At 71.0% G+C, this 23,090-nt stretch carries 23 protein-coding genes; 7 read left to right on the top strand and 16 right to left on the bottom strand.

The annotated features are described in order from the left end of the window. Nucleotides 1–38: 38 nt before the first annotated feature. From OHT57_RS08050 to OHT57_RS08035, 4 genes are read left to right on the top strand one after another with little or no spacing between them, the layout of a single operon-like run. A complete protein-coding gene (locus OHT57_RS08050) occupies nucleotides 39–788 on the top strand; it encodes a LytR/AlgR family response regulator transcription factor (RefSeq protein WP_328745368.1) in 750 nt (249 codons plus the stop codon). Further along, the gene (locus tag OHT57_RS08045; protein ID WP_443053603.1) at nucleotides 785–1,153 is read left to right on the top strand and encodes a hypothetical protein; all 369 of its coding nucleotides are present in this window, start codon (nucleotides 785–787) and stop codon (nucleotides 1,151–1,153) included. Before OHT57_RS08050 ends, OHT57_RS08045 begins: the two co-directional genes overlap by 4 nt. Then, entirely contained in the window at nucleotides 1,150–2,862 is a 1,713-nt protein-coding gene (locus OHT57_RS08040) for a sodium/solute symporter (RefSeq protein WP_328745366.1), read from the top strand. Before OHT57_RS08045 ends, OHT57_RS08040 begins: the two co-directional genes overlap by 4 nt. Beyond that, a complete protein-coding gene (locus tag OHT57_RS08035) occupies nucleotides 2,859–4,064 on the top strand; it encodes a sensor histidine kinase (protein ID WP_328745365.1) in 1,206 nt (401 codons plus the stop codon). Before OHT57_RS08040 ends, OHT57_RS08035 begins: the two co-directional genes overlap by 4 nt. A gap of 3 nt (nucleotides 4,065–4,067) precedes the next feature. Here OHT57_RS08035 and OHT57_RS08030 read toward each other — a convergent pair whose 3' ends face one another. The 7 genes from OHT57_RS08030 to OHT57_RS08000 all read right to left on the bottom strand — a co-directional run bounded on the left by OHT57_RS08030 (nucleotide 4,068) and on the right by OHT57_RS08000 (nucleotide 11,850). After that, on the bottom strand, nucleotides 4,068–4,244 hold the full coding sequence (locus OHT57_RS08030; RefSeq protein WP_031053721.1) for a hypothetical protein: 177 nt from the start codon (nucleotides 4,242–4,244) through the stop codon (nucleotides 4,068–4,070). 13 nt (nucleotides 4,245–4,257) lie between these two features. Continuing rightward, nucleotides 4,258–6,087: a serine/threonine-protein kinase gene (locus tag OHT57_RS08025; protein ID WP_328745364.1), complete on the bottom strand. Its 1,830-nt coding sequence runs from the start codon at nucleotides 6,085–6,087 to the stop codon at nucleotides 4,258–4,260. Nucleotides 6,088–6,114: 27 nt separating this feature from the next. Beyond that, entirely contained in the window at nucleotides 6,115–7,497 is a 1,383-nt protein-coding gene (locus OHT57_RS08020; RefSeq protein WP_328745363.1) for a PASTA domain-containing protein, read from the bottom strand. Between the two features lie 67 nt (nucleotides 7,498–7,564). Beyond that, nucleotides 7,565–8,515: a cytochrome c oxidase assembly protein gene (locus OHT57_RS08015; RefSeq protein ID WP_328745362.1), complete on the bottom strand. Its 951-nt coding sequence runs from the start codon at nucleotides 8,513–8,515 to the stop codon at nucleotides 7,565–7,567. Nucleotides 8,516–8,643: 128 nt separating this feature from the next. Continuing rightward, on the bottom strand, nucleotides 8,644–9,669 hold the full coding sequence (locus OHT57_RS08010; protein WP_328745361.1) for a 6-phosphofructokinase: 1,026 nt from the start codon (nucleotides 9,667–9,669) through the stop codon (nucleotides 8,644–8,646). A 197-nt stretch (nucleotides 9,670–9,866) separates the two neighbouring features. Next, nucleotides 9,867–10,595: a type 1 glutamine amidotransferase gene (locus OHT57_RS08005; protein ID WP_328745360.1), complete on the bottom strand. Its 729-nt coding sequence runs from the start codon at nucleotides 10,593–10,595 to the stop codon at nucleotides 9,867–9,869. A gap of 16 nt (nucleotides 10,596–10,611) precedes the next feature. Continuing rightward, the gene (locus tag OHT57_RS08000) at nucleotides 10,612–11,850 is read right to left on the bottom strand and encodes a MurT ligase domain-containing protein (protein ID WP_328745359.1); all 1,239 of its coding nucleotides are present in this window, start codon (nucleotides 11,848–11,850) and stop codon (nucleotides 10,612–10,614) included. A 112-nt stretch (nucleotides 11,851–11,962) separates the two neighbouring features. Between OHT57_RS08000 and def the strand changes: the two genes are divergently transcribed. After that, nucleotides 11,963–12,508 carry a peptide deformylase gene (gene def, locus OHT57_RS07995; RefSeq protein WP_328745358.1) on the top strand — a complete coding sequence of 182 codons (546 nt, stop codon included), beginning with the start codon at nucleotides 11,963–11,965 and terminating at the stop codon, nucleotides 12,506–12,508. A gap of 78 nt (nucleotides 12,509–12,586) precedes the next feature. On the opposite strand, the gene OHT57_RS07990 is transcribed toward def, so the two are convergent. After that, the gene (locus OHT57_RS07990; protein ID WP_328745357.1) at nucleotides 12,587–13,231 is read right to left on the bottom strand and encodes a TetR family transcriptional regulator; all 645 of its coding nucleotides are present in this window, start codon (nucleotides 13,229–13,231) and stop codon (nucleotides 12,587–12,589) included. 172 nt (nucleotides 13,232–13,403) lie between these two features. Between OHT57_RS07990 and OHT57_RS07985 the strand changes: the two genes are divergently transcribed. After that, a complete protein-coding gene (locus OHT57_RS07985) occupies nucleotides 13,404–14,633 on the top strand; it encodes an acyl-CoA dehydrogenase family protein (RefSeq protein WP_328745356.1) in 1,230 nt (409 codons plus the stop codon). Here OHT57_RS07985 and OHT57_RS07980 read toward each other — a convergent pair. The 8 genes from OHT57_RS07980 to OHT57_RS07945 all read right to left on the bottom strand — a co-directional run bounded on the left by OHT57_RS07980 (nucleotide 14,630) and on the right by OHT57_RS07945 (nucleotide 22,355). Next, complete coding sequence (locus tag OHT57_RS07980; protein ID WP_328745355.1) at nucleotides 14,630–15,151, bottom strand: cupin domain-containing protein; 522 nt, start codon at nucleotides 15,149–15,151, stop codon at nucleotides 14,630–14,632. The genes OHT57_RS07985 and OHT57_RS07980 overlap by 4 nt on opposite strands. Next, nucleotides 15,148–16,362: a cytochrome P450 gene (locus OHT57_RS07975; protein WP_328745354.1), complete on the bottom strand. Its 1,215-nt coding sequence runs from the start codon at nucleotides 16,360–16,362 to the stop codon at nucleotides 15,148–15,150. Before OHT57_RS07975 ends, OHT57_RS07980 begins: the two co-directional genes overlap by 4 nt. Nucleotides 16,363–16,364: 2 nt before the next feature. Next, complete coding sequence (locus OHT57_RS07970) at nucleotides 16,365–17,426, bottom strand: type III polyketide synthase (protein WP_328745353.1); 1,062 nt, start codon at nucleotides 17,424–17,426, stop codon at nucleotides 16,365–16,367. Nucleotides 17,427–17,618: 192 nt separating this feature from the next. After that, the gene (locus tag OHT57_RS07965; RefSeq protein ID WP_007380390.1) at nucleotides 17,619–17,855 is read right to left on the bottom strand and encodes a DUF6213 family protein; all 237 of its coding nucleotides are present in this window, start codon (nucleotides 17,853–17,855) and stop codon (nucleotides 17,619–17,621) included. Nucleotides 17,856–17,880: 25 nt separating this feature from the next. Further along, nucleotides 17,881–19,266 carry an NADP-dependent succinic semialdehyde dehydrogenase gene (locus tag OHT57_RS07960; protein ID WP_328745351.1) on the bottom strand — a complete coding sequence of 462 codons (1,386 nt, stop codon included), beginning with the start codon at nucleotides 19,264–19,266 and terminating at the stop codon, nucleotides 17,881–17,883. 71 nt (nucleotides 19,267–19,337) lie between these two features. Beyond that, nucleotides 19,338–19,796 (bottom strand): NUDIX domain-containing protein, encoded by a 459-nt coding sequence (locus tag OHT57_RS07955; RefSeq protein WP_328745350.1) that lies wholly within the window; start codon nucleotides 19,794–19,796, stop codon nucleotides 19,338–19,340. After that, complete coding sequence (locus tag OHT57_RS07950; RefSeq protein WP_328745349.1) at nucleotides 19,793–21,331, bottom strand: ATP-dependent DNA ligase; 1,539 nt, start codon at nucleotides 21,329–21,331, stop codon at nucleotides 19,793–19,795. Before OHT57_RS07950 ends, OHT57_RS07955 begins: the two co-directional genes overlap by 4 nt. Before the next feature lie 100 nt (nucleotides 21,332–21,431). Then, the gene (locus OHT57_RS07945; protein ID WP_328745348.1) at nucleotides 21,432–22,355 is read right to left on the bottom strand and encodes an NAD(P)/FAD-dependent oxidoreductase; all 924 of its coding nucleotides are present in this window, start codon (nucleotides 22,353–22,355) and stop codon (nucleotides 21,432–21,434) included. 65 nt (nucleotides 22,356–22,420) lie between these two features. On the opposite strand from OHT57_RS07945, the gene OHT57_RS07940 reads away from it, so the two are divergent. Beyond that, complete coding sequence (locus tag OHT57_RS07940) at nucleotides 22,421–22,993, top strand: helix-turn-helix domain-containing protein (protein ID WP_328745347.1); 573 nt, start codon at nucleotides 22,421–22,423, stop codon at nucleotides 22,991–22,993. Nucleotides 22,994–23,090 lie beyond the last annotated feature (97 nt).

Below are 23,090 nucleotides of genomic sequence, written 5' to 3'. Positions count from 1 at the left end.
ATGTCCAGTCGTACGAATTACTCCTACACTCCGGGTTCATGCTGCGCGCCCTGGCTGTCGACGACGAACGCCCCTCGCTGGAGGAACTGCTCTACCTCCTCAGCACCGACCCCCGGATCGGCAGCGTGGAGGGCGCCGGTGACGCCACCGAGGCGCTGCGCCGCATCAACCGCGCGCTGGAGTCGGGACCGCACGGGCCCGAGGCGATCGACGTGGTCTTCCTCGACATCAACATGCCCGGTCTCGACGGCCTCGACCTCGCCCGGCTGCTGACCGGTTTCGCCAAGCCGCCGCTCGTCGTGTTCGTCACCGCCCACGAGGGCTTCGCCGTCCAGGCCTTCGACCTCAAGGCCGTCGACTACGTCCTCAAACCGGTCCGCAAGGAACGCCTCGCGGAGGCCGTCCGCCGCGCCGCCGAACGCCTCGGCAGCGCGCCCCGCATCCCCGTGCACGAACCCGACCCCGACCACATACCCGTCGAACTCGGCGGGGTGACCCGGTTCGTCACCGTCGACGACATCACCCACGTCGAGGCCCACGGCGACTACGCCCGGCTGCACACCGACCGGGGCAGCCACCTCGTACGCATCCCGCTGTCCACCCTGGAGGAGCGCTGGCGCTACCGCGGCTTCGTCCGCATCCACCGCCGCCACCTGGTCGCCCTGCGCCACATCGGCGAACTCCGCCTGGACGCGGGTACCGTGAGCGTCCTCGTCGGCGGCGTGGAACTCCAGGTCAGCCGCCGCCACACACGCGAGCTGCGGGACCTGCTGATGAGGAGGCCCTGACCGTGCCGCACCAGGACCCCGTCGAGCGGCGCGTCGTCGTCACCGGCCCGCCCCGCCGCAGCCGGCCCGCCTCCGGCTACTACCGGCCGCGCACCGAGATCGACGAACAGACCACCCTCGGCCACACCTACGTCCGTTCCCTGATGCGCACCCAACTGCGCGCCGGCCTCGCGGTGTTCGCCTTCCTGGGGCTGCTCATCGGCCCGCTGCCGCTGCTCTTCGCGGCGATGCCGGACGCCCACCGCCTCGAATGGGCCGTCCTCGGCTTCTGCCTCTACGCCCCCCTCGTCCTGCTGGCCCGCTGGTACGTGCGCCGCGCCGAACGCAACGAACGGGACTTCGTGCGCCTGGTCGAGGACCGATGAACCCCAGCTACTCGGTGCCCGCCGTCGCCCTGGTGGTCGTGACCACGATCCTCGTCGGCGCCTTCGGCCTGCGCATCTCCCGCACCACCTCCGACTTCTACGTCGCCTCCCGCACCGTCGGCCCCCGCCTCAACGCGGCCGCCATCAGCGGCGAGTACCTCTCCGCCGCCTCCTTCCTGGGCATCGCGGGCCTGGTCCTCGTCCAGGGCCCGGACATGCTCTGGTACCCGGTCGGATACACGGCGGGCTACCTCGTCCTGCTCCTGTTCGTGGCCGCCCCGCTGCGCCGTTCCGGCGCCTACACCCTCCCCGACTTCGCCGAGGCCCGGCTCGCCTCCCAGGCCGTGCGCCGGCTCGCCGGAGCCTTCGTCGTCGGCGTCGGATGGCTCTACCTGCTCCCCCAACTGCAGGGCGCCGGACTGACGTTGACCGTGCTGACCGGGGCACCTCAGTGGCTCGGCGGAGTGATCGTCGCGGTGGTCGTGGTCGCCACCGTCGCCGCGGGCGGCATGCGCAGCATCACCTTCGTGCAGGCCTTCCAGTACTGGCTCAAACTCACCGCCCTCCTGGTCCCCGCCCTCTTCCTGATCCTCGCCTGGCAGGGCGACGGCGCCCCCAGCCACGCCTTCGACGAACCGGCCACCTTCCGCGAACAACGCGTCGTACGCGTCGACTCCAGCCTCGACCTGAAGCTGGAGAGCCCCCTGGCCGTCACGGTCAGCGGCACGGTCGACGGCCGCCCGCACGAGGACCAGAAGCTCCGGCTCCCCGCCGGGACCCACCACATCGCCAAGGGCACCCGCCTCACCTTCGCCAAGGGCACCACCGTCCCCGCCGCCGACCGCGGCACCAGCGACGGCATGTCGACCTCCCTGGCCGCGGGCCGCGAGGAACGGCCCCTGTACGCCACGTACGGACTGATCCTCGCCACCTTCCTCGGCACCATGGGCCTGCCGCACGTCGTCGTCCGCTTCTATACCAGCCCGCACGGCGTCGCCGCCCGCCGCACCACGGTCGCCGTCCTCGGCCTGATCGGCTGCTTCTACCTCCTGCCACCCGTCTACGGCGCCCTCGGCCGCCTCTACACCCCCGAACTCACCCTCACCGGTGACGCCGACGCGGCCGTCCTGCTGCTCCCCGAGCGGATGATCGGCGGTCTCGGCGGCGACCTGCTGGGCGCGCTGGTGGCGGGCGGCGCCTTCGCCGCGTTCCTGTCCACGGCCTCCGGACTGACCATGGCGGTGGCGGGAGTGCTCACCCAGGACGTCCTGCCGACGCGCGGCGTACGGCACTTCAGACTCGGCACCGCCCTCGCGATGTGCGCGCCGCTCGCCGCGAGCGTCCTGGTCGGCGGTCTGCCGGTCGCCGACGCCGTGGGCCTCGCCTTCGCGGTGTCCGCCTCCTCCTTCTGCCCGCTGCTCGTGCTCGGCATCTGGTGGTGGCGGCTGACCCCGCCCGGCGCCGCCGCGGGCATGCTCGTCGGCGGCGGTTCCGCGTTCGTCGCCGTGGCCGCGACCATGGCCGGTTTCCCGGCCACCGGCCCCCTCCACGCCCTGCTCGCCTGGCCCGCACTGTGGTCGGTACCGCTCGGCTTCCTCACCATGGTGCTGGTGTCCCTGGCCACCGCGAGCCGGGTGCCGGCGGGCACGGCGGCGATCCTGGCCCGCTTCCATCTGCCGGAGGAACTGCGGGCGGAGGTGAAGGCGTGAGCGGATTCATCGCGGGCCTGTGCGTGGCGATCCTCCCGCTGCTGGCCGCCGGCTTCTGGCTCGGCCGGCGTACGGCCCGCCCGCAGAACCTGGGCGGCCTCGGCACCCCCGTCGAACACGCCACCTTCGAAACCCTGCACACCGCCTCCCTGGCCGCGCCCCCGCTGCGGGCAGGCCTGACGGAGGAGACCGCGCGCAAGTCGGCCCGGCGACTGCGTTCCCTGCTCGGCACCGACGCGCTCTGCCTCACCGACCAGAAGCAGGTCCTGGTCTGGGACGGTGTGGGCGGCCACCATCGCGCCGAGATCATGGAGCGCCTCGCCGGACCGCTGGAGACCGGCCGCGGCGAGGCCTTCCCGCTCACCTGCGACACCCCGGACTGCCCGGTCCGCTGGGCGGTCGTCGCCCCGCTCACCGTCGACGACCGGGTCCACGGAGCCCTGGTCGCCTGCGCGCCCCGTGAGTCGGCCGTCCTGGTCCGTGCCGCCGGAGAGGTCGCCCGCTGGGTCAGTGTCCAACTGGAGCTGGCCGACCTGGACCAGTCCCGCACCCGGCTGATCGAGGCCGAGATCAAGGCACTTCGGGCCCAGATCTCCCCGCACTTCATCTTCAACTCGCTCGCGGTGATCGCCTCGTTCGTCCGCACCGACCCCGAGCGCGCCCGCGAACTGCTCCTGGAGTTCGCCGACTTCACCCGCTACTCGTTCCGCAGACACGGCGACTTCACCACCCTCGCCGACGAACTCCACGCCATCGACCACTACTTGGCGCTCGTGCGGGCACGCTTCGGCGACCGTCTCGCCGTCACCCTCCAGATCGCCCCCGAGGTGCTGCCGGTGGCGCTGCCGTTCCTGTGCCTGCAGCCGCTGGTCGAGAACGCCATCAAGCACGGACTGGAGGGCAAGGCGGACAAGTGCCACCTCCAGATCACCGCTCAGGACGCCGGCGCCGAAGCCCTCGTCGTCATCGAGGACGACGGCGCCGGAATGGACCCGGTCCTGCTCCGCCGTATCCTCGCCGGCGAGGTCAGCCCCTCGGGCGGCATCGGACTGTCCAACGTCGACGACCGGCTCCGCCAGGTGTACGGGGACTCCTACGGCCTCGTCATCGAGACCGCCCCGGGCGCGGGCATGAAAATCACCGCCCGGGTGCCCAAGTACCAGCCGGGCGTGCACTCGGCGGGCCGTCTCGGCGACGGCTGAGTCTCAGGTGCTGCGCGTGGCGACCATCCCGAGGGTGATGAGGCCCAGCACGACCCAGCCGAACCACAGCCAGCCGTTGCTGCCGAGCGCCACCGTGTAGGCCGTCACCGCGACGAGTCCGCCGACGGTGAGCACCCCCATCGTTCTGGTCGAGCCGTCCGTCGAACCGGTACCGGGCATCGCGACACCCTCCTCAGGATTCGTCTCCCTCCATGGTGCCCCCGTTCTGCCTGCGGACGGTGCACACGACGAAATGAGTGCCGTTCTTCCAGGGGCCCGCACTGGTCCAGGAGCCCGCCGTGTAGACGGACGGGTCGAAGCCGTAGTCGCCCGGCGGCACGTCACGCGCACATGCCGTGTCCGATTCGGTCCGCGCCTCGGGCAGCGTGACGTCCGGGGCCAGTCGGGTGAAGCCGAGCACCTGCTCGTCGTAGGAGCCCGCGCAGGACACCAGCCGCGCGTCCCGGTTGGTGCGCACGTCCAGACAGTCGCGCCGCTGCATGGTCGCGGTGTCCGCGAACGCCGAGCCCGGTGCGCGATGCGTGCCGATCGGCCCGTACAGCGGCCCGCTCGCGCCCAGCACCAGACAGGCGGTGCGCCGGCCGGCGGCCTCGAAGCCCCCGCCGGTCGGCACCACGGCCTGGCTGCGGACGTCCGCGAGCCGCTCCCGGATCTCCCGCGTCCCCTCCTCGCACTTCACCGCCCCGGTCCGCCGCGCCTCGTCCGCCGAGGCGGCCGCCACGAACGCCGTCACCTGGCCGTCCGGGGCCGTGGCGCAGGTCGGGTCCGGCTTCAGCCGGGGTGTCCCCCGGAAGCGGTCCGAGCCCGGCCAGTCGGCGATGACACAGTCGCCGTCCCGCAGCGGCTTCGACAGCCCGACGTCCTTGCCGTACGGCTGCCGGGCGCCTCCGGTCCCGGCTCCGCCACCGCCGTCCGCCGACCGGTCGGCCATGGCGTACCACACCCCGCCCAGGGCCAGCAGGAGCCCGAGACCGCAGGCGAGCACGGCCCGCAGGGCGTGTGAACGCTCCCGCCGCCGACGTCCGCGCCCTTGCTGTCGGGGAGGCTCCGCCGCCCTGAGCGGCGGCACCCGCACCGCCGCCCAGGGCGGCTGGGAACCGAGGTCGGTCTGTGTCCGGACGTACGGCTCGGCCTGCGGTGTCACGATCCCCGACAGCGCGGCCTCCGCCTCCGCCGACGACAGCCGCCGGTCCGGGTCCTTCGCGAGCAGCGCCCCGAGCACGGGACCCAGCGCTCCGGCGCGCACGGCCGGGCGCGGCTCCTCCATGACGACCGCGGTGACCTCGGCGAGATGCGAGTCGCGTTCGAAGGGGCCCACGCCCTCCACCGCGTGGTACAGCGTGCAGCCCAGTGAGAACAGGTCCGCGGCCGGGGTGGGCGCCCCGCCCGTGGCACGTTCCGGCGCCAGAAAGCCCGAGGTGCCCACCAGCACCGACGCCAGGGTGTACCGCGTCTCCCCGGCGTCCGGCTGCACGGAGATGCCGTAGTCGGCGAGCAGGACGCGCCCGTACGGCGACCCCGAGCGGTCCGGTGCGAGCAGGATGTTCGCCGGCTTCACGTCCCGGTGCATCACGCCCCGCTGGTGCCCGGCGGTCAGCGCGTCCAGCACGGCCAGGCCGATACGGGCGCTCTCCGCCGGAGCGAGCGGGCCCCGCGAGTCGACCAGGTCGCGCATGTCCACGGCGTCCGCCACGTACTCCATGACGATCCACGGCAGTCCCTCGTGCTCCAGCACGTCGTGCACGGTCACCACATGCGGGTGGCCGCGCAGCCCGGCCGCGTGCCGGGCCTCGGCGCGGGCCCGGGCCACCCGGGCCTCCCGCTCGTCGGCGGCCTCGACCGGGTCACGGAACACGATCTCCTTGAGCGCGACCTCACAGGCGAGTCTCTGGTCGTGGGCGAGCCACACATGGCCCATGCCGCCGCTGCCGAGCGGGTTCAGCAGCAGATAGCGGCCGGCGATGACCCGGCCCACTCCCGACGTCGGTGATCCTGAAGGCATCCGGTGACTCTCCGGTTCTGCGGGGCGCTACGTGGCGACGCTGCTGCTCGGCCCGTCGGCGGGCCGGGTGGTCGTGGGATCGCCGCTCGCCGGTTCGCCGGTGACAGGGGCGCCGGTCGTCGACGGCGGTGGCTTCGAGGGCGGCGATGCTGGCGGCGCGCTGCTGGTGTGCGGAGTGCCGGCCGGGGACGACCTCGTGGAGGGCGGCGGGCTCGGCGGCCTGCTGGACTTCGCGGGCGACGGCGAGGCCGGAGCCGTACTCGACGAGGGCGGGGACGACGGCTTCCCGGGTTTGCTGCTCGACGACGACGGAGGCGCCGAAGAGGACTTCCCGGGCTTGCCGCTGGACCCGGACGATCCCGACGGCCTCGCCGACGACGGTGTGCCGGTCGGCGGTGTCTTTGTGGCAGCAGAGGAGGACCGCGGCGGGGGAGTGGTCGTCGGCCGGCGTACCCCGCCGGTGGTGCTCGTGCCGCCCCCGGCCACGGTCAGCGTCACGAACTGCCCGAACGGCAGTTCCGCCCCCGCGGGCGGATCGCTCGCCGTGACCTTCGCACTGTCGGGCGGCACTCCCCGCCCGGCATACCCGGCCGCCAGCCCGGCGTCGATCAGTTCCCGACGGGCATGCGCGAAGGTCGTCCCGGTGAGGTCCGGCACCGCGCGCGGCTGCTTCGTGTCGAAGGTGGTGTCCTTCTCACCGGTCGTGCCGGTCGGCCGGGCGATCCCGCGGGCGGGTTCCCGTACGTCGACGAGAGCGATCCGTTCCAGTTTCCGCGGAGCGGGCTTCACGGCGACCACGGCGTCCCGCTCGTATCCCGCCCACTTCTTGTTGCCGCCGTCGAAGTGGACGGAAATGCGGCTGGTGTCACCCTTGAAGGGCCGCAGTGGATTTCCACACGAACACTTCACAGCCGGAAGCCCCTGTTCGTCGACGAGAATCGCGATTCCCGTCTGGAGCAGGGAGTTGTACGGGACGGCCTTTTCCTTCTTGTAGTCGTGATTCTCGACGAGAGTGTCGTGACGCAGCAGGACCGGTGTGAGTCGATCGAGATATTCCGGTATTCCGTCGGTGCCGATGTTCAGTACATGGGCCCACGCCTGTGCCTTTTTGTGATTCCTGGGATCCGTGAGGAATCGTTCGAGTTTGGCGACGTCGCAGATGGTCGGCTGTTTGCTGCCGCCGTAGAGGCCGGGTGTGTCTCCCTGCTGGAGACTTCCCTGCACGGCCCGTGACCGCACCGCGGCGTCCTGGCCCAGGCCGCTGTTCTCGTCGAAGAACGGCGCGAGCGACGGCACATGGGCGGCGACCGCCTTGACCGCCGTCACCGGAGCGGCGTGGTCGCAGCCGCTCACCAGCAGCGTGAATATCGCCAGTAAGGCGATCCTGTGCATAAATGCGCGAAGTGTCATCACCGCTCCCCCCGGCGGTTTCCCCAACGCGCTTCATGCTACTGAATGCTTCAGGAAGGCGAAGGCATTAACGCCCCTGTGCGTTCAATGAGGCCAAATAGGCGTTGTAGGCCTCGAGTTCCTTGTCACCGTCCCGGTCGGCGGCCCGGTCCGTGCGCTTGGCCTGCCGCTGTTCGGAGCCGTACCACTGGAACAGCAGTGCGATCAGTACGAGTACGGAGGGAACCTCGCTGAACGCCCAGGCGATACCGCCCGCGTAGTTCTGGTCGGAGAGCGCGTCGATCCCGAGCGAGGCGGGCGGGTTCTTGAAGGTCCCCACCATGGGCTCGGACGCCATCATCAGCGCGATGCCGAAGAACGCGTGGAACGGCATCCCCGCGAACAGCTCCAGCATCCGCATCAGATAGCCCGGTCGCTGCGGCCCGGGATCGATGCCGATGATCGGCCAGAAGAAGACGACACCGACGGCGAGGAAGTGCACCATCATCGCGACGTGCCCGGTCTTCGACCCCATCAGGAAGTCGAAGACGGGCGTGAAGTACAGCCCGTACAGGCTCGCGATGAACAGCGGGATCGTGAACGCCGGATGCGTGATGATCCGCATGTACCGGCTGTGCAGCAGCATCAGCAGCAGCTCGCGCAGCCCCTTGCGGCCCTTGCCCGCGACGGGCAGTGCCCGCAGGGCGAGCGTGACCGGGGCCCCGAGCAGGATCAGGATCGGCGACAGCATGCTGATCACCATGTGCTGCACCATGTGCACGCTGAACATGACCATGCCGTAGTCGTTCAGCCCGGTGCACATCATCAGCGCGATGGACAGCACACCGGCGACGTAGGAAACGGTCCGCCCCACGGGCCACGCGTCCCCCCGCCGCCGCAGCCGCACCACGCCCCACACGTACAGGCCGAGCCCGAGCAGACAGGCGACGAGGAAGAACGGGTCGGTGGACCACTGAAGGCCTCGTCCCAGCGTGAACGGCGGCAGATCCGTGGTCATGCCGTGCCCGCTGTGATCCATGCCGGCGGCTCCTGATTCGTGGGGGTTGTGCACGTCTGTCCACGCCCAGACTAGAACCGCCCCCGGTCGCGACTGCGACCGGGGGCGGCTTCTTCAGGTCCGTGCGAGCAAGCTCCGTGCGCGCTGATCTAGAGGACGCACTCGGCTTCCTCGTAGCGTTCCGCGGGAACCGTCTTCAGCGTCTCGACCGCCTTCGCGAGGGGCACCATCACGATGTCCGTCCCCTGGAGCGCCGTCATGTGCCCGAACTCCCCGCGGTGCACGGCCTCCACCGCATGCCACCCGAACCGGGTGGCGAGAACCCGGTCGTACGCGGTGGGCGTACCGCCTCGCTGCACATGCCCCAGGATGACGGGCCGGGCTTCCTTCCCCAGCCGCTGCTCCAGCTCGATGGACAGCTGGTTGGCGATCCCGGCGAACCGCTCGTGCCCGTAGATGTCCTTGGCGCCCTCGTCGAACGCCATGGACCCGGCCGCGGGCTTGGCACCTTCGGCCACCACGACGATGGCGAACCGCTTGCCCGCCTCGAACCGCTCGCCGACCCGCCGGGCCAACTCCTCGATGTCGAAGGGGCGTTCCGGTACGACGATGGCGTGTGCGCCGGCCGCCATGCCGGAGTGCAGCGCTATCCACCCGGTGTGCCGCCCCATGACCTCGACGACGAGGACCCGCTGGTGGGACTCGGCGGTGGTCTTGAGCCGGTCGAGCGCCTCCGTGGCGACACCGACCGCGGTGTCGAAACCGAAGGTGACGTCGGTGACCGCGATGTCGTTGTCGATGGTCTTGGGCACACCCACGATCGGCAGACCGGCGTCCGACATCAGCCGGGCCGCCTTCAGCGTGCCCTCGCCGCCGATCGGGATGATCGCGTCGAGCCCGAGCTCCTCGACATGCCCCTTCGCCCGCTCCACACCGTCCCGCAGATGGGAGGGCTGGACCCGGGAGGAGCCGAGGATCGTGCCGCCGCGGGCGAGGATGCCGCCGACGGCGTCGAGGTCGAGCTTGAGGTAGTCGCACTCCAGGAGGCCTTTCCAGCCGTCCCGGAAACCGATGACGTCGTCGCCGTGGTCGGCGACGGCACGGTGCACGACGGACCGGATGACCGCGTTCAGGCCGGGGCAGTCGCCGCCGGACGTGAGGACACCAATGCGCATAGCCCGAACAACCTTCTCACCGAGTCGACGTGGGTCGGATCCGGACCACGTCGTCCGGCTCGAACTCCGCCAGAGTAGCGGCAGGAGGGGTCGGGGCCGTAGCGTGCGTCCGCCTGCTGGACGGGTCCGCTCACCTGTGCGGACCCGTCGACAGACGGGCCGTTTGCGCCGAGCTGAACAGCTGGTGTCGTCGCAGGTCAGGCAGGCTGCTGCGCGGATGCGATGCGCTCGGTGCGCAGGGCCTCGTACCAGCGGTCGTCGGTCGGCGGCAGGGCGTTCACGTCGAGCGCCAGCTTCAGCAGCAGGTCGGCGATGAGCGGATTGCGTGCAAGGACGGGTCCGTGCATGTACGTACCGAAGACGGTGTCGTTGTACGCCCCCTCCGTGCCGTCCCCGGTGCCGTTGCCGTTGCCCAGGCGGACGTTGGCGAGCGGACGGGCGGTGGGGCCGAGGTGGGTGATGCCCTGGTGGTTCTCGAAGCCCGTCAGCGGGGGCAGGCCGAGGCGCGGGTCGATGTCGCCGAGCACGTCGCCGACGCACCGCGCGCCCTCGCCGCGGGTCGAGACCACGTCGAGCAGGCCGAGGCCGGGCTCGCGCTGGCCGAGGTCGTTGATGAACTCGTGGCCGAGGATCTGGTAGCCGGCGCAGACGGAGAAGACGATCGCGCCGTTGCCGACGGCCCGGTGCAGACCGCCGTCCCGGCGCAGCCGCTCGGCCGCCAGCCGCTGGGGCCGGTCCTCGCCGCCGCCGATCAGGTAGATGTCGCCGGAGGTCGGGATCGGCTGGTCGCTGCGCACGTCCAGGCGGGCCACGTCGAGGCCGCGCTGACGGGCCCGCCGCTCGACGACGAGGACGTTGCCCTGGTCGCCGTAGGTGCTGAGCAGGTCGGGGTAGATCCAGACGATCCGCAGTTGGTTGTCGCTCACAAAATTCCCCTGTGTCTCAGTTGCCGACGCGGCGGCGCAGGTCCTGGAAGGCGGTGTAGTTCGCGATGACCTCGATGCGGCCGGGCGGGCTCATCGACACGGCCTGGTCGAGGTTGTCGCAGACCTGGAAGTTCTGGTTCGCGACCTCCAGACGCACCGCGAGGTCGAGCTTGCGGTCGCCGACCACGCAGATCGGGTGGCCGGTCAGCCGGGTGTAGTCGACGTCCCACAGCCAGGAGGTGTCGGTGCCGTCGGCGCCGCGGGCGTTGACGGAGAGGATCACCGGGGTCGGCGGCGGGTCGATCAGGCTGAACGTCTCGAGCCAGCCTGCCGGGTTCTTCGCGAGCAGCAGGCGCAGGTCGCGCTGCTGGAACTGGACGACGTCGTAGCGTCCGGCGACGGCCTGCACCTTGTACATGCGTTCCAGGGCGACCTGCGGCGGCACGCCGAAGACGGCGGCGACGGCGGCGGAGGAGGCGGCGTTGGCCTTGTTGGCGCGGCCGGGCAGCTGGAGGTGGATGGGCCAGGCGGACCCGTGCGGGTCGAGGACGTGGTCACCGGAGAGCGCCCAGCTCGGTGTGGGGCGCCGGAAGCCGCACTCGCCGCAGAACCAGTCGTCGCCGGGCCGCTGCATCACGCCGCCGCAGGACGGGCAGGACCAGGCGTCGTCCTTCCACATCTGTCCGGCGGCGACCCAGATGACGTTGGGGGAGGACGAGGCGGCCCACACGACGAGCGGGTCGTCGGCGTTGGCGACCACGACGGCCTTGCTGCCCGCCAGCCCCTCGCGCCAGTTCTCCGCGAGCATGCGGGTCTCGGCGGCGCGGTCGAGCTGGTCGCGGGAGAGGTTCAGCAGGGCGATGCACTTGGGGTCGGTGTCCCGGGCCACGCCCGCGAGGTACTTCTCGTCGACTTCGATGACGCCGTACCGGGAGTCCGAGCCGCCCGCGAGGGCGGAGGTGATGCCGGCGGGCATGTTGGCGCCGAGCGCGTTGGAGACGACGGGTCCGGCGGCCCCCAGTGCCTCGGCGATGAGCCGGGTGGTGGTGGTCTTGCCGTTGGTCGCCGAGACGAGCACGACGTCCAGGTGCTGGGCGAGCCGGGCGAGGAGGTCGGGGTCGAGTTTGAGGGCCACCTTGCCGCCGATGACCGAACCGCTGCCGCGACCCGCGGCCCGGGATGCCGCAGCGACGGCCTTGCCCGCCGTCACGGCGAGCTTGGCCCGCGGCGAGAGCGGGTCCGAGTTGGCTGTCATCAGATCTCGATCCTCCTTGCGTACGCGCCGCGACTCTGCCTCCGGCCACGTGGTGTGGACCTCAGCCTATCGAGATCCGTAGGCACTCCCGAATCGCCGTACCCTTGCGGCCATGCGAAACGGCTCCATTCCGGGCACCCATGGCCGCGTCCGGCCCCTCACTCTGCTCGGCGGCCCCCTGCTGCACGAACCCTGCGGGGCCGTGTCGGACTTCGGCCCGGAACTGGCGGCGCTCGTGGAGGACTTGTTCGCGACGATGTACGCGGCCGAGGGCGTGGGCCTCGCGGCGAACCAGATCGGCGTGCCGCTGCGGGTGTTCGTCTACGACTGCCCGGACGACGAGGAGGTCCGCCACCTGGGACATGTGGTGAACCCGCGGCTGGTGGAGGCGGACGGCCTGGTGCTGAGGGGGCCCGAGGGCTGTCTGTCGCTGCCGGGTCTTGAGGCGCCGACGGAACGCTACGACCACGCGGTGGTGGAGGGTTTCACGGCGACGGGCGAGCCGTTGACGATCCACGGCACGGGTTTCTTCGCGCGGTGCCTTCAGCACGAATGCGACCACGTGGACGGCAGGACCTACGCGGACCGGGTGGAGGGCCGCCGCCACCGGCGGTTGATGCGTCAAGTGGCCCGGGCTTCCTGGCGTACGGGCGGCTGAACCTGTTCAGGGGTGCGGGGCTGTGCCGATGCGCGGCCTCGCCGCAGGGGCGTCACCAGCCCCGACGAACCCGAGGCGTCAGAAGCCCGGGCCCCCCACCTTGTCCCCGGCGGCAGCGAGCCGCCCCCACAGCAGGTCCGCCATGTTCCGCACCAACTCGGCGCGGGGGCACGGCCGTTCCCCGAGCCACCAGTCGCCCGCCGCGTACATCATCCCGACGATTCCGTGCCCCCACACCCGGGCCAGCAGCTGGCTCCCGGGCCCGAGGTCCAGCCGCTCCTCGATGACCTGCGCCAGCTCTTCACCCATCCTGCGCAACACCGGCGCGGAATGCTGGCCGACATCGAAGCCCTGGTCCCCGACGTGGCTCCCCTCGGCGGGGTGCATCAGGAACCGGTAGACCTGGGGACGGGCCTCGATCGCGGCGAGGTAGGTGTCCAGGGTCGCCTCGACCCGCTCGCGCCGTTCCGCGGGGGCGTCCAGCGCGGCCCGCAGCGAGGCCAGGAGAGCGTCGGTGTGCCGCATGGCGAGGGCGGCGTAGAGTCCCCCCTTGTCACCGAAGTGCCGGTACAGAATCGGCTTGGTGATGCCGGCTTCCGCGGCGATCGCGTTCATAGAGGCCTGCGGTCCGTCGCGCAGCACCACTCTGTCCGCGGCCTCCAGCAGTTCGCGCCGGCGGCGGTCGGTAGACCGTTGCTGATCGGTCCACTGTGTGGTGTCCATGAGCTCTCCCCACCCGTGCTGAATCGGTAACGCCTGCGCAAACTAACACCTGTCGCGCGATTGGCATCGAACAGGCTACTGACTGAGCAGGGGCAGTTGACTTTTCCTACCCGTGGGTAACAGACTCACGTTACCGCTAGTAACATGTATATGCACCGCCGCTGGAGGGGACATGGCCGAGTTCACCATGGAGCTCAACGACGAACAGAAGGAGGTCCGGGACTGGCTGCACGGCTTCGCCGCCGACGTCATCCGCCCCGCGGCCGCCGAATGGGACGAGCGCGAGGAGACTCCCTGGCCGGTCATCCAGGAGGCCGCGAAGGTAGGCATCTACTCCCTCGACTTCTACGCCCAGCAGTACTTCGACCCCACCGGGCTCGGTATCCCGATGGCGATGGAGGAGCTGTTCTGGGGCGACGCGGGCATCGCCCTGTCGATCGTGGGCACCGGTCTCGCCGCTGTCGGCGTCCTCGCCAACGGCACCGAGGAACAGATCGGCACCTGGATCCCCCAGATGTACGGCGACGCGAACGACGTCAAGGTCGCCGCCTTCTGCTCCTCCGAGCCGGACGCCGGTTCCGACGTGGCCTCCATGCGCACGCGTGCCGTGTACGACGAGGCCAAGGACGAGTGGGTGCTGAACGGCACCAAGACCTGGGCGACCAACGGCGGCATCGCCAACGTCCACGTCGTCGTCGCGGTCGTCGACCCGGAGATCGGCTCCAAGGGCCACGCGTCCTTCATCGTGCCGCCGAACACACCGGGCCTGTCCCAGGGGCAGAAGTTCAAGAAGCACGGCATCCGCGCCTCGCACACGGCAGAGGTCGTCCTGGAGGACGTACGCGTCCCCGGCCACTGCCTGCTCGGTGGCAAGGAGAAGCTGGACCAGCGCCTGGCGCGGGCCCGGGAGCGCGCCAAGGCCGGCAACGGCGAGCGCGTGAAGAACGCGGCGATGGCCACGTTCGAGGCGTCGCGGCCGGCGGTGGGCGCGATGGCGGTGGGCACCGCTCGTGCCGCCTACGAGGTGGCCCTGGACTACGCGAAGACGCGTGAGCAGTTCGGGCGCCCGATCATCGACAACCAGGGTGTGGCCTTCCAGCTCGCCGACATGCGGACGTCCATCGACGCGGCCCGGCTCCTGGTCTGGCGTGCCTCCTGGATGGCGATCAACGGCAAGCAGTTCACCGCGGCCGAGGGCTCGATGTCGAAGCTGTTCGCGAGCGAGACCGCCAAGACGGTCACCGCGCAGGCCGTGCAGATCCTGGGCGGCAACGGCTACACGCGGGAGTACCCGGTGGAGCGCATGCACCGGGACGCGGCGATCTACACCATCTTCGAGGGCACGAGCGAGATCCAGCGACTGGTGATCGCCCGCACCCTCTCCGGGATGTCCATCCGCTAACGGTGTCTGAGCGGCGTCAGCTGCTCGATGTCGTACCTCGCGCGCAGCTCCTCGATCGCCGCGTGGTCCGGCGGGCCCCCGCCGCCCAGGATCTCCAGCAACTCCTCGAAGTACCGCTCGTGATCCGGCGGCGGGCTCGCCTGGAAGAACATCTTCGCCGGGGTGTCGGTCGGGTTGGCGAAGGCGTGCGGGCAGCCCGGCGGGACGACGATCACCGTTCCCGGCGTGGCCCGTACCACCCTCTTGCCCGAACCCGACTGCCAGCGCTGCCAGTTGTCGGGGGTCCGCACTCGCGGCTCGAAGGCCAGGACGTCCAGTTCGCCTTCGAGGACGTAGAACAACTCCTCGCTCCGGGTGTGCACATGGGCGCCCACGTCGAAGCCGGGCGGGACGATGACCTCGAAGGTGGACGCCGTGCGGGAGTGCGTGCCGGTCACCTTGAAGGTCACGTGCTGGGCCGGGGTCCGGACGACCCTGCCGTGCCCCGGGGGCACCAGGAGCCCCTCGGATGCCGTCACCACGTCACCGGGAGGGCCTCGGGCCCACGGATCAACGCGCCCTTCCTGAACGGGACCTGCTCGGGCGGCACCGCCAGGCTCAGGCCCGGCAGCCGGTCGAGCAGCGCGTCGATCAGCAGCCCGGACTCCAGCCGGGCCAGCATCCCGCCGGGGCAGTAGTGCGGTCCGAAGCCGAAGGACACGTGCGGGTTGGGGCTGCGGTCGAAGTCGATCGTCTCCGGATACGGGAAGACGTCGGGGTCCCGGTTCGCGGAGAGATACGACACGTAGACCGGGTCGCCCGCCCGGATCCGTACGCCTGCGATCCCCACGTCCTCCAGGGCGATCCGGGACAGGCCGACCGCGTTGCGGTGCGGGATGTAGCGCAGCAGCTCGTCGATGGCGCGCGGGCGGATCTCCGGCTCGGCACGCAGGCGTTCGGCCAGGTCGGGGCGGGTCAGCAGCAGATAGAACATCTGGCCGCTGTTGTTCGTGACCGCTTCGCCGCCGATCTGCAGCAGCACCGCGAGCCCGACGGCCTCGTCGAGCGTCACCTCGCCGCGGCCCACGGCGGCGCCGAGCAGGGAGGCCACGTCCTCGCCGGAGCCGCCCTCCCTGAGGCCGATGAGGTCGGCGAAGTAGGCGCCCATCTCGTTCTTGGCCTTCTCGCTGACCTTCGCGCCGTGCGACGACGACAGGATCAGCTGGGTCCAGATGTGCATGTCCTGCCGGTCGGCGGCAGGGACACCCATCAGCTCGCAGATCACCGCGATGGGGAAGGGGCTCAGGACGGCGGCGGTGAGGTCCGCGGGCGGCCCGTCCTGCACCAGTTCGTCGACCAGTTCGTCCAGCAGCCGCCGGGACTTGTCCCGGATCCGTTCCACGCCCTTCGCGGTGAACGCGGCGGCCACCGAGCGGCGCAGCCGGGTGTGGTCCGGCGGGTCGAGGAAGCCGACCGCGCCGCGCTGCGGGATGAAGTGCGGGGCGAGCCGGGTGACCGGCTGGTCCATGACGGCCTCACGGCTGAAGCGGGGGTCGTTGGTCACCGTCCGCACGTCGTCGTACCGGGTGGCCAGCCAGGCCCAGCCCTCGCCGTTGGGCAGCTGGATCCGGGTGACGGGGCCCTCACGCATCAGCTCGGTCAGCACCGGGTCGAAGTCGACGCCGTTCAGTTCGAGTGCCGGCCAGTGCCGGATGGGGGGCAGGAACTCGGTGATCGTCTCGTCGGTCATGGTCACGCCGTCTCGTCGGGGCGCTGCCAGCGGCCCAGGGACATTTCCGCGGTGATGCCGGGTCCGAACCCGGCCAGCAGGCCACGCGCACGATCGTGTGGCCCGCCCTCCTCGAACAGCCGCCGCAGCGCGTCCAGTACGACGGCGCTGGCGATGTTCCCGTACTCGGTGAGCGTGGCCCGGCTGAACCGGAAGGCGTGCGGATCGACCTGGAGGAACGTGCTGAGGTCGTCGAGTATGCGGGGGCCGCCCGCGTGGATTATGTAGAAGTCCAGGTCGGCCGCGTCCCAGCCGTGCAGACCCGCGAGGTCCTGGAGCGCCGGGGCCAGCGGCTCCATGGTGGCCGGCACCCGCTTGTCCAGCTGGAAGTGGAAGCCCGTGGCCCGGACGTCGTACATGATCCACTCTTCGGTCTTGGGGATCAGGTACGAGCCGTTGCGTTCCAGCGCGATGCCCTCGCCGCCCCGGCCGCGCACCACTGCGGCGGCGATACCGTCGCCGAACAGCCCGTTGGACAGCAGGTTGCCGACGCCGAGGTCACCCGGCTGGTAGCACAGGGAGCAGAACTCGCAGGCCACGATGAGGGCGTTGGCCCCGGGATAGGCCGTGCAGAAGTCGTGCGCCCGATTGATCGCGGCACCGCCGGCCGCGCAGCCCAGCTGGGCTATGGGCAGCTGCCGGGTGGTGTTCTCGAAGTCCATCTCGTTGATCAGCCACGCCGTGAGGGAGGGCATCATGAAGCCCGTGCACGACACGTAGACGATGACATCGATATCGGCGGTCAGGAGCTCGGCCTCGTCCAGGGCCCGCTGCACCACCGCGGGCACCCGCGCCTTCGCCTCCGTCACGTAGACCTTGTTGCGAGCCTCGAACCCGGGATGCCTCAGCGTCTCCTCGATGGGCTGCACGACGTGCCGGGTGCGCACCCCCGTGTTCTCGATCAGCCGCAGCGCCAGGGGCAGTTGAGGGTGATCGGCGTGCAGGGAACGCGCCAGCTCCAGCGTGTCCTCCATCGTGATCACGTACTCCGGGACGGACACCGAGGGTCTGCACAAAGTCGCCATGAACCGCCTGCCTTCACCTCAGAGACTGGTCCAGACCACGATCACCTGAGGGAGCGGCGACTTCGCGCGGGGTTACTCCGTATCAGTGACAGAGGCGCCTCCTCGACGGGCGCAGGAGAAGCCCGCCCGGGGCGCGTGGAACCGCGCGGCCGGCCACGACGGATACCCGCACCCGGCGACGCAACAGCACCCCTACGGCGCGCCGCCGCTACTGTGCGCGATGCACGCGACGTCGATCCGGTCGGCCAGCTTCGCCAGCTCGATCGTCAGCGCGGCGACGGTGTCCTCGTCGAGCCCGTCGGCTCCGGCCTCGACCAGGTGCAGCCAGCGTCCGCCGAGACTGCGCAGCAGCTTGCTCACATCGGCGGCAGCCACCTGCAGGGTCCCGCGGTCATCGACGATCAGAGGCAGTGTCACTTCGCGGTTCACACCGGGGATCGTAGCCGCGCAGACGTCACGCTCCGTGCCAAACCGTCGTGATGTTGCAGAACTCCCTGATTCCGTGCCCGGACAGCTCACGCCCGTATCCGGACCGCTTGACCCCGCCGAAGGGGAACGCCGGATGGGAGGCCGTCATCCCGTTGACGAAGACCCCGCCGGCCTCCAGATCCCGTACGAACCGGTCGACCTCGGCCTCGTCCCGCGTCCACACGTTGGAACTGAGCCCGAACGGCGAGTCGTTGGCGATCAGCACGGCCTCGTCGACGTCGGCCGCCCGGTACAGGGTGGCCACCGGTCCGAAGGTCTCCTCGCGGTGGACGCGCATCTCGCGGTCGACGTCGGCGATGACCGTCGGCGGGTAGAACCAGCCGGGACCCTCGGGCCGCTCGCCCCCGCACAGCACGCTCGCCCCACTGCGCCTGGCGTCGTCGACCAGTTCCTCCAGGTCGTCCCGTCCCTGCTCGCTGGCGAGCGGCCCGACCTCGGTGTCCTCCTCCAGCGGGTCGCCGACCTTGAGGGCCTTCATGCCCTCGACGAACCGTTCGGCGAAGCGGTCGTAGACGTCGGTGTGCACGATGAACCGCTTGGCGGCGATGCAGGACTGCCCGTTGTTCTGCACGCGCGCGGTCACCGCGATCCGCGCCGCCCGGTCGATGTCCGCGGACGGCATCACGATGTAGGGGTCGCTGCCGCCCAGTTCGAGGACCGTCTTCTTGACCATGTCCCCGGCGGTGGAGGCGACCGCCCGCCCCGCGGGCTCACTCCCTGTGAGCGTGGCCGCCTTGACGCGCTCGTCGCGCAGGATGTCGTCGATGGCGGCGGAGCCGACGAGCAGGGTCTGGAAGCAGCCCTCGGGGTAGCCGGCCCGGTGGAAGAGGTCCTCCAGGAACAGGGCGGTCTGCGGCACGTTGGAGGCGTGCTTGAGCAGGCCGACGTTCCCGGCCATCAGAGCGGGCGCCGCGAAACGCACCACCTGCCACAGCGGGAAGTTCCACGGCATCACCGCGAGCACGGGGCCCAGCGGCCGGTAGCGGACCAGGGCACGGGACGCGCCGGAGTCCTTGACGTCGGTCTCCGACGGCTCCTCGTCGGCGAGCAGCGACTCGGCGTGCTCGGCGTACCAGCGCATGGCCTTGGCGCACTTGGCGGCCTCGGCGCGGGCCTGCTTGACCGGCTTGCCCATCTCGGTGGTCATGACCCGGGCGATGTCCTTGCCGTCGTCGTCGAGGAGTTCGGCGGCGCGGTTCAGACGACGGGCCCGCTCGGCGAACGGCGTCGCCCGGTAGGTGCGGAACGTGGCCTGGGCGAGCTGGAGCCTGCGCTCGATCTCCTCCTCGTCCATGGCCCGGTACGTCTTGAGCGTCTCGCCGTTCGCCGGGTTCACCGTCGCGATGGGCATGACCGACCTCCTGAAGAGCTGACTGTGCTTCGACCTTCCCGCGCGCCGCGGGCGACCGCAACGTGTGGACGTCAGCCCGAGTGCTCAGTCAGCCGGTCGAGAAACGCGGCCTGCGCCGTGACGATCACGGCCCGGGCCCGGTCGAGGCCGAACCACTCGACGCGGTCCAGCTCCGGGAACTCCCGCATCTGCCCCGACTTCGGCGGCCACTCCATGCGGAACGTCCCCGGCACCACCGTCGCCGGGTCGAGGTCCGCCTCGATCGCCCACACCGTGACGACCTTGCCGTTCGTCTGCCGCACCTCGCCCAGGGGTACGGCCACCCCGTCGGGCGGCGCCAGCCCGAGCTCCTCCTGGAACTCCCGGCGGGCCGCGTCCCAGGCCGGCTCGTCCGGCTCGTACTCGCCCTTCGGCACGGTCCACGCCCCGGCGTCGCGCCGCGCGAAGAACGGGCCTCCCATATGGCCCAGCAACACCTCCAGGCCGTCACCGGTGTGCCGGAACAACAGCAGGCCCGCGCTTGTCCTCACGGCTTCACCTCGGGATGCGCGGCCAGCAGCGTCTCCACCGTGTCGGCCTCCTCCGGCCGTTTGTCCTCCCGGTAGCGGACCACGCGCGCGAACCGCAGCGTGACGCCGGCCGGATAGCGGGTCGATCTCTGGAGCCCGTCGTAGGCGATCTCGACGACGAGTTCGGGCCGTACGGTCACCACATGACCGCTGCTGTCGACGGCCAGCTCCTGGAGCCGCCCGGTCTGCCAGGTGAGCATCGCGTCGGTCATGCCCTTGAAGGTCTTGCCGAGCATGGCGAAGCCGCCGTCGGCGGTGCGGGCGCCGAGATGGAGGTTGGAGAGCTTGCCGGTACGCCGGCCGTGGCCCCATTCGGCGGCCAGCACCACCAGGTCGAGGGTGTGCACGGGCTTGACCTTCAGCCACGAGGCGCCGCGCCGGCCCGCGCTGTAGGGGGCGTCGAGGGACTTCACGACGACGCCTTCGTGGCCGCGCTCAAGGGTCGCGGCCAGGAAGTCCTCCGCTGTGCGTACATCCTCCGGGCCCGACACCGGTGCTCGCCGCACCCGCATCGGCTCGGGCACCAGGCGGGCCAGCTCCGCGTGCCGTTCGGCGAAGGGCAGGTCGAGGAGGTCGCGGTCGTCGACCAGGAGCGCGTCGAAGAAGACGGGGGAGACGGGCACCGCCTCGGCGGCCGTCGTCACGTCGACGCGGGAGCCGACCCGGCCCGCGGTCTCCTGGAAGGAGCGGGGCCGTCCCGCCTCGTCGAAGGCGATGACCTCGCCGTCGAGGATGAACCGGTCGCCTCTCAACTCCCGTGCGGCAGCAGTCAGTTCGGGCAGCCGGTCGGTGATGTCGTCGAGGGTGCGGGTGTACAGCCGTACGACGTCGCCGTCGCGGTGGACCTGGACGCGGATACCGTCCAGCTTCTCCTCGGCCACGCAGGTGCCGAGCTTCTGAACCGCCTCGGCGACCGAGGAGGCGCTGTGCGCCAGCATCGGCAGGACCGGGCTTCCCACGGTGAGGCGGAAGCGGTCGAGGGCGGACGGGCCGTCGGCGAGCAGGGTCTCGGCCACCGTCTGGAGGGAGCCCGCGAGCATAACGGCACGGCGTACGTCGGCGGGGGGCGCGCCGGTGGCCTGGGCGAGCCCCTCGGTGGCGACCGCGTCCAGTGCGCCCTGCCGTACCTCCCCGCTGATCAGCCCCAGCAGGAACCGCTGCTCTCCCTCGGTGGCCGCGCCCAGCAACTCCCCGACCAGCCGGGCCCGTTCGGCCTGCGAGCCCGCGCCCGCGACCTGGCCCAACGTGCTCAGCAGGGCGTCCACCCCGCGCACGGTCAGGGTTGGTTCGGCGGCGGGGGCGACCGGCCGGCTCAGCACCTTCCAGCCGACGCCGAGCCGGCCCTGCGGGAGGCGTCCCGCCAGGTACGGGATGACGATCGGCACGTCCTGCGCCTCGGCGTCCCGGAAGAGCTCGGCGAGGAGCGCGGTCTTCCGGGACCGGGCCGAGGTGGCGGCGACCTCCTGGGACACCTGGGCCAGCCGGGCAAGCAGCATGCAGCCATGGTGCGGCACGCTTCGCTGGATTACACGTCGACGGAGGGGGGGCTTTCGTCTGCAGGTGCGTCGTGGCTGGTCGCGCAGTTCCTCGCGCCCCTTAGGGCGTTGCGTCGAGGTCGGTCATCAGGAGCTCCCCGTTGATCGTGGCCCCTGCCCGGTAGCCGCCTGCCGCCGCGTTCACCACCTGCTCGCCGAAGCCCATCGCGTTGCCGACCGCCCAGACGCCCGGCACGGAGGTGAGCCCGGTCGGGTCGACCACCGGGTAGGAGCCGAAGGGGGTTTCCGTGAGCTCGGCACCGAGCTGCTCCAGCAGCCCGGTCTGCGGTACCGCGCGGGGCGCGACGAACAGCACCTCGCGTGCGTGCGCCGAGCCGTCCTTCAGGCGTACGCCGGTGAGGTGGTCCCCGTCGACCACCAGCTCGGCGACCTCGCCCGGCGCCACTCGGACCCCGGCCGCGGCCAACCTGCGCAGGTCGTCGTCCGAGAGGTCGGACTCGGCGAGGGTGTGCAGGAAGAGGGTCACGTCCTTCGACCACTGCGAGACCATCAGCGCCTGGTGCACGCTGAGCGGGGTCGTCGCGAGCACCCCGAAGGCCTGGTCGCGGACCTCCCAGCCGTGGCAGTACGGACAGTGCAGGACGTCCTTGCCGAAACGCTCGGCGACGCCGGGCACGTCGGGGAGCTCGTCCTTGAGGCCGGTCGCGACGACGAGGCGCCGGGCCCGGAGCACGCGCCCGCTCGCCAAGGTCACGGTGAAGCCCTCGGCGGCCCCGATCACCCGGTCCTCGACCAGCTCGACGCCGTACCCCTTGATCTCCTCGCGCCCGAGCGCCAGGAACTCGGCGGGCGGCATGCCGTCCCGGGTGAGGAAGCCCTGCATGTGCGCGGCGGGCGCGTTGCGCGGCTCACCCGCGTCGACGACCAGGGTCCGGCGCCGCGCACGGCCCAGGATCAGTGCGGCGGACAGTCCGGCGGCTCCGCCACCGATGACGATCACTTCGTGTTCGTATGTCTCGGTCATACCGACACGGTTGCTCCGCCGGTGCGGGATTGACAAACTTCTTTGCCGATCCTGCAATACGTCCCATGACTACCGATGACGTTCTCGCCGAAGTGGGACCGAGGCTCAGGCGGCTGCGGAAGGACCGGGAGGTGACGCTCGCGGCGCTGTCCGAGAGGACCGGGATCTCCGTGAGCACCCTGTCCCGTCTGGAGTCAGGCCTGCGCAAGCCCAGCCTGGAGCTGCTGCTGCCGATCGCGCAGGCCCATCAGGTCCCGCTGGACGAGTTGGTGGGCGCCCCGCCGGTCGGCGATCCCCGGGTGCGGACCGCCCCGCTCGAACGGCACGGCCGCACCTTCTGGCCGCTGACGCGGCAGTCCGGTGGACTCCAGGCCTTCAAGGTGATGGTGCCGCAGCGCGCGGAGGAGCCGGAGCCGCGCACCCACGAGGGCTACGAGTGGCTGTACGTGCTGGCGGGGCGGCTGCGGGTGGTGCTGGGGGAGCACGACGTGGTGATGGCGGCGGGGGAGGCCGCGGAGTTCGACACCCGGGTGCCGCACTGGTTCGGATCGACGGGGGAGGGACCGGCGGAGTTTCTGAGCCTCTTCGGACCGCAGGGCGAGCGGATGCATGTTCGGGCGCGGCCCCGGAAGGCGTGACGAGGGCGACTGTTCACCCGAGGACTGTTCCCTGATCGACAAGCGACCGCTTAGTATGCGGGGGATCCCGGTCAGACCCCGGCATGACGACGCAGTC

Origin of the sequence: Streptomyces sp. NBC_00285 (assembly GCF_036174265.1) — a bacterium.
Classification (GTDB): Bacteria; Actinomycetota; Actinomycetes; order Streptomycetales; family Streptomycetaceae; genus Streptomyces.
The sequence above is the reverse complement of the archived record's forward strand: the minus strand, read 5'-3'. Positions and strand labels throughout refer to the sequence as shown.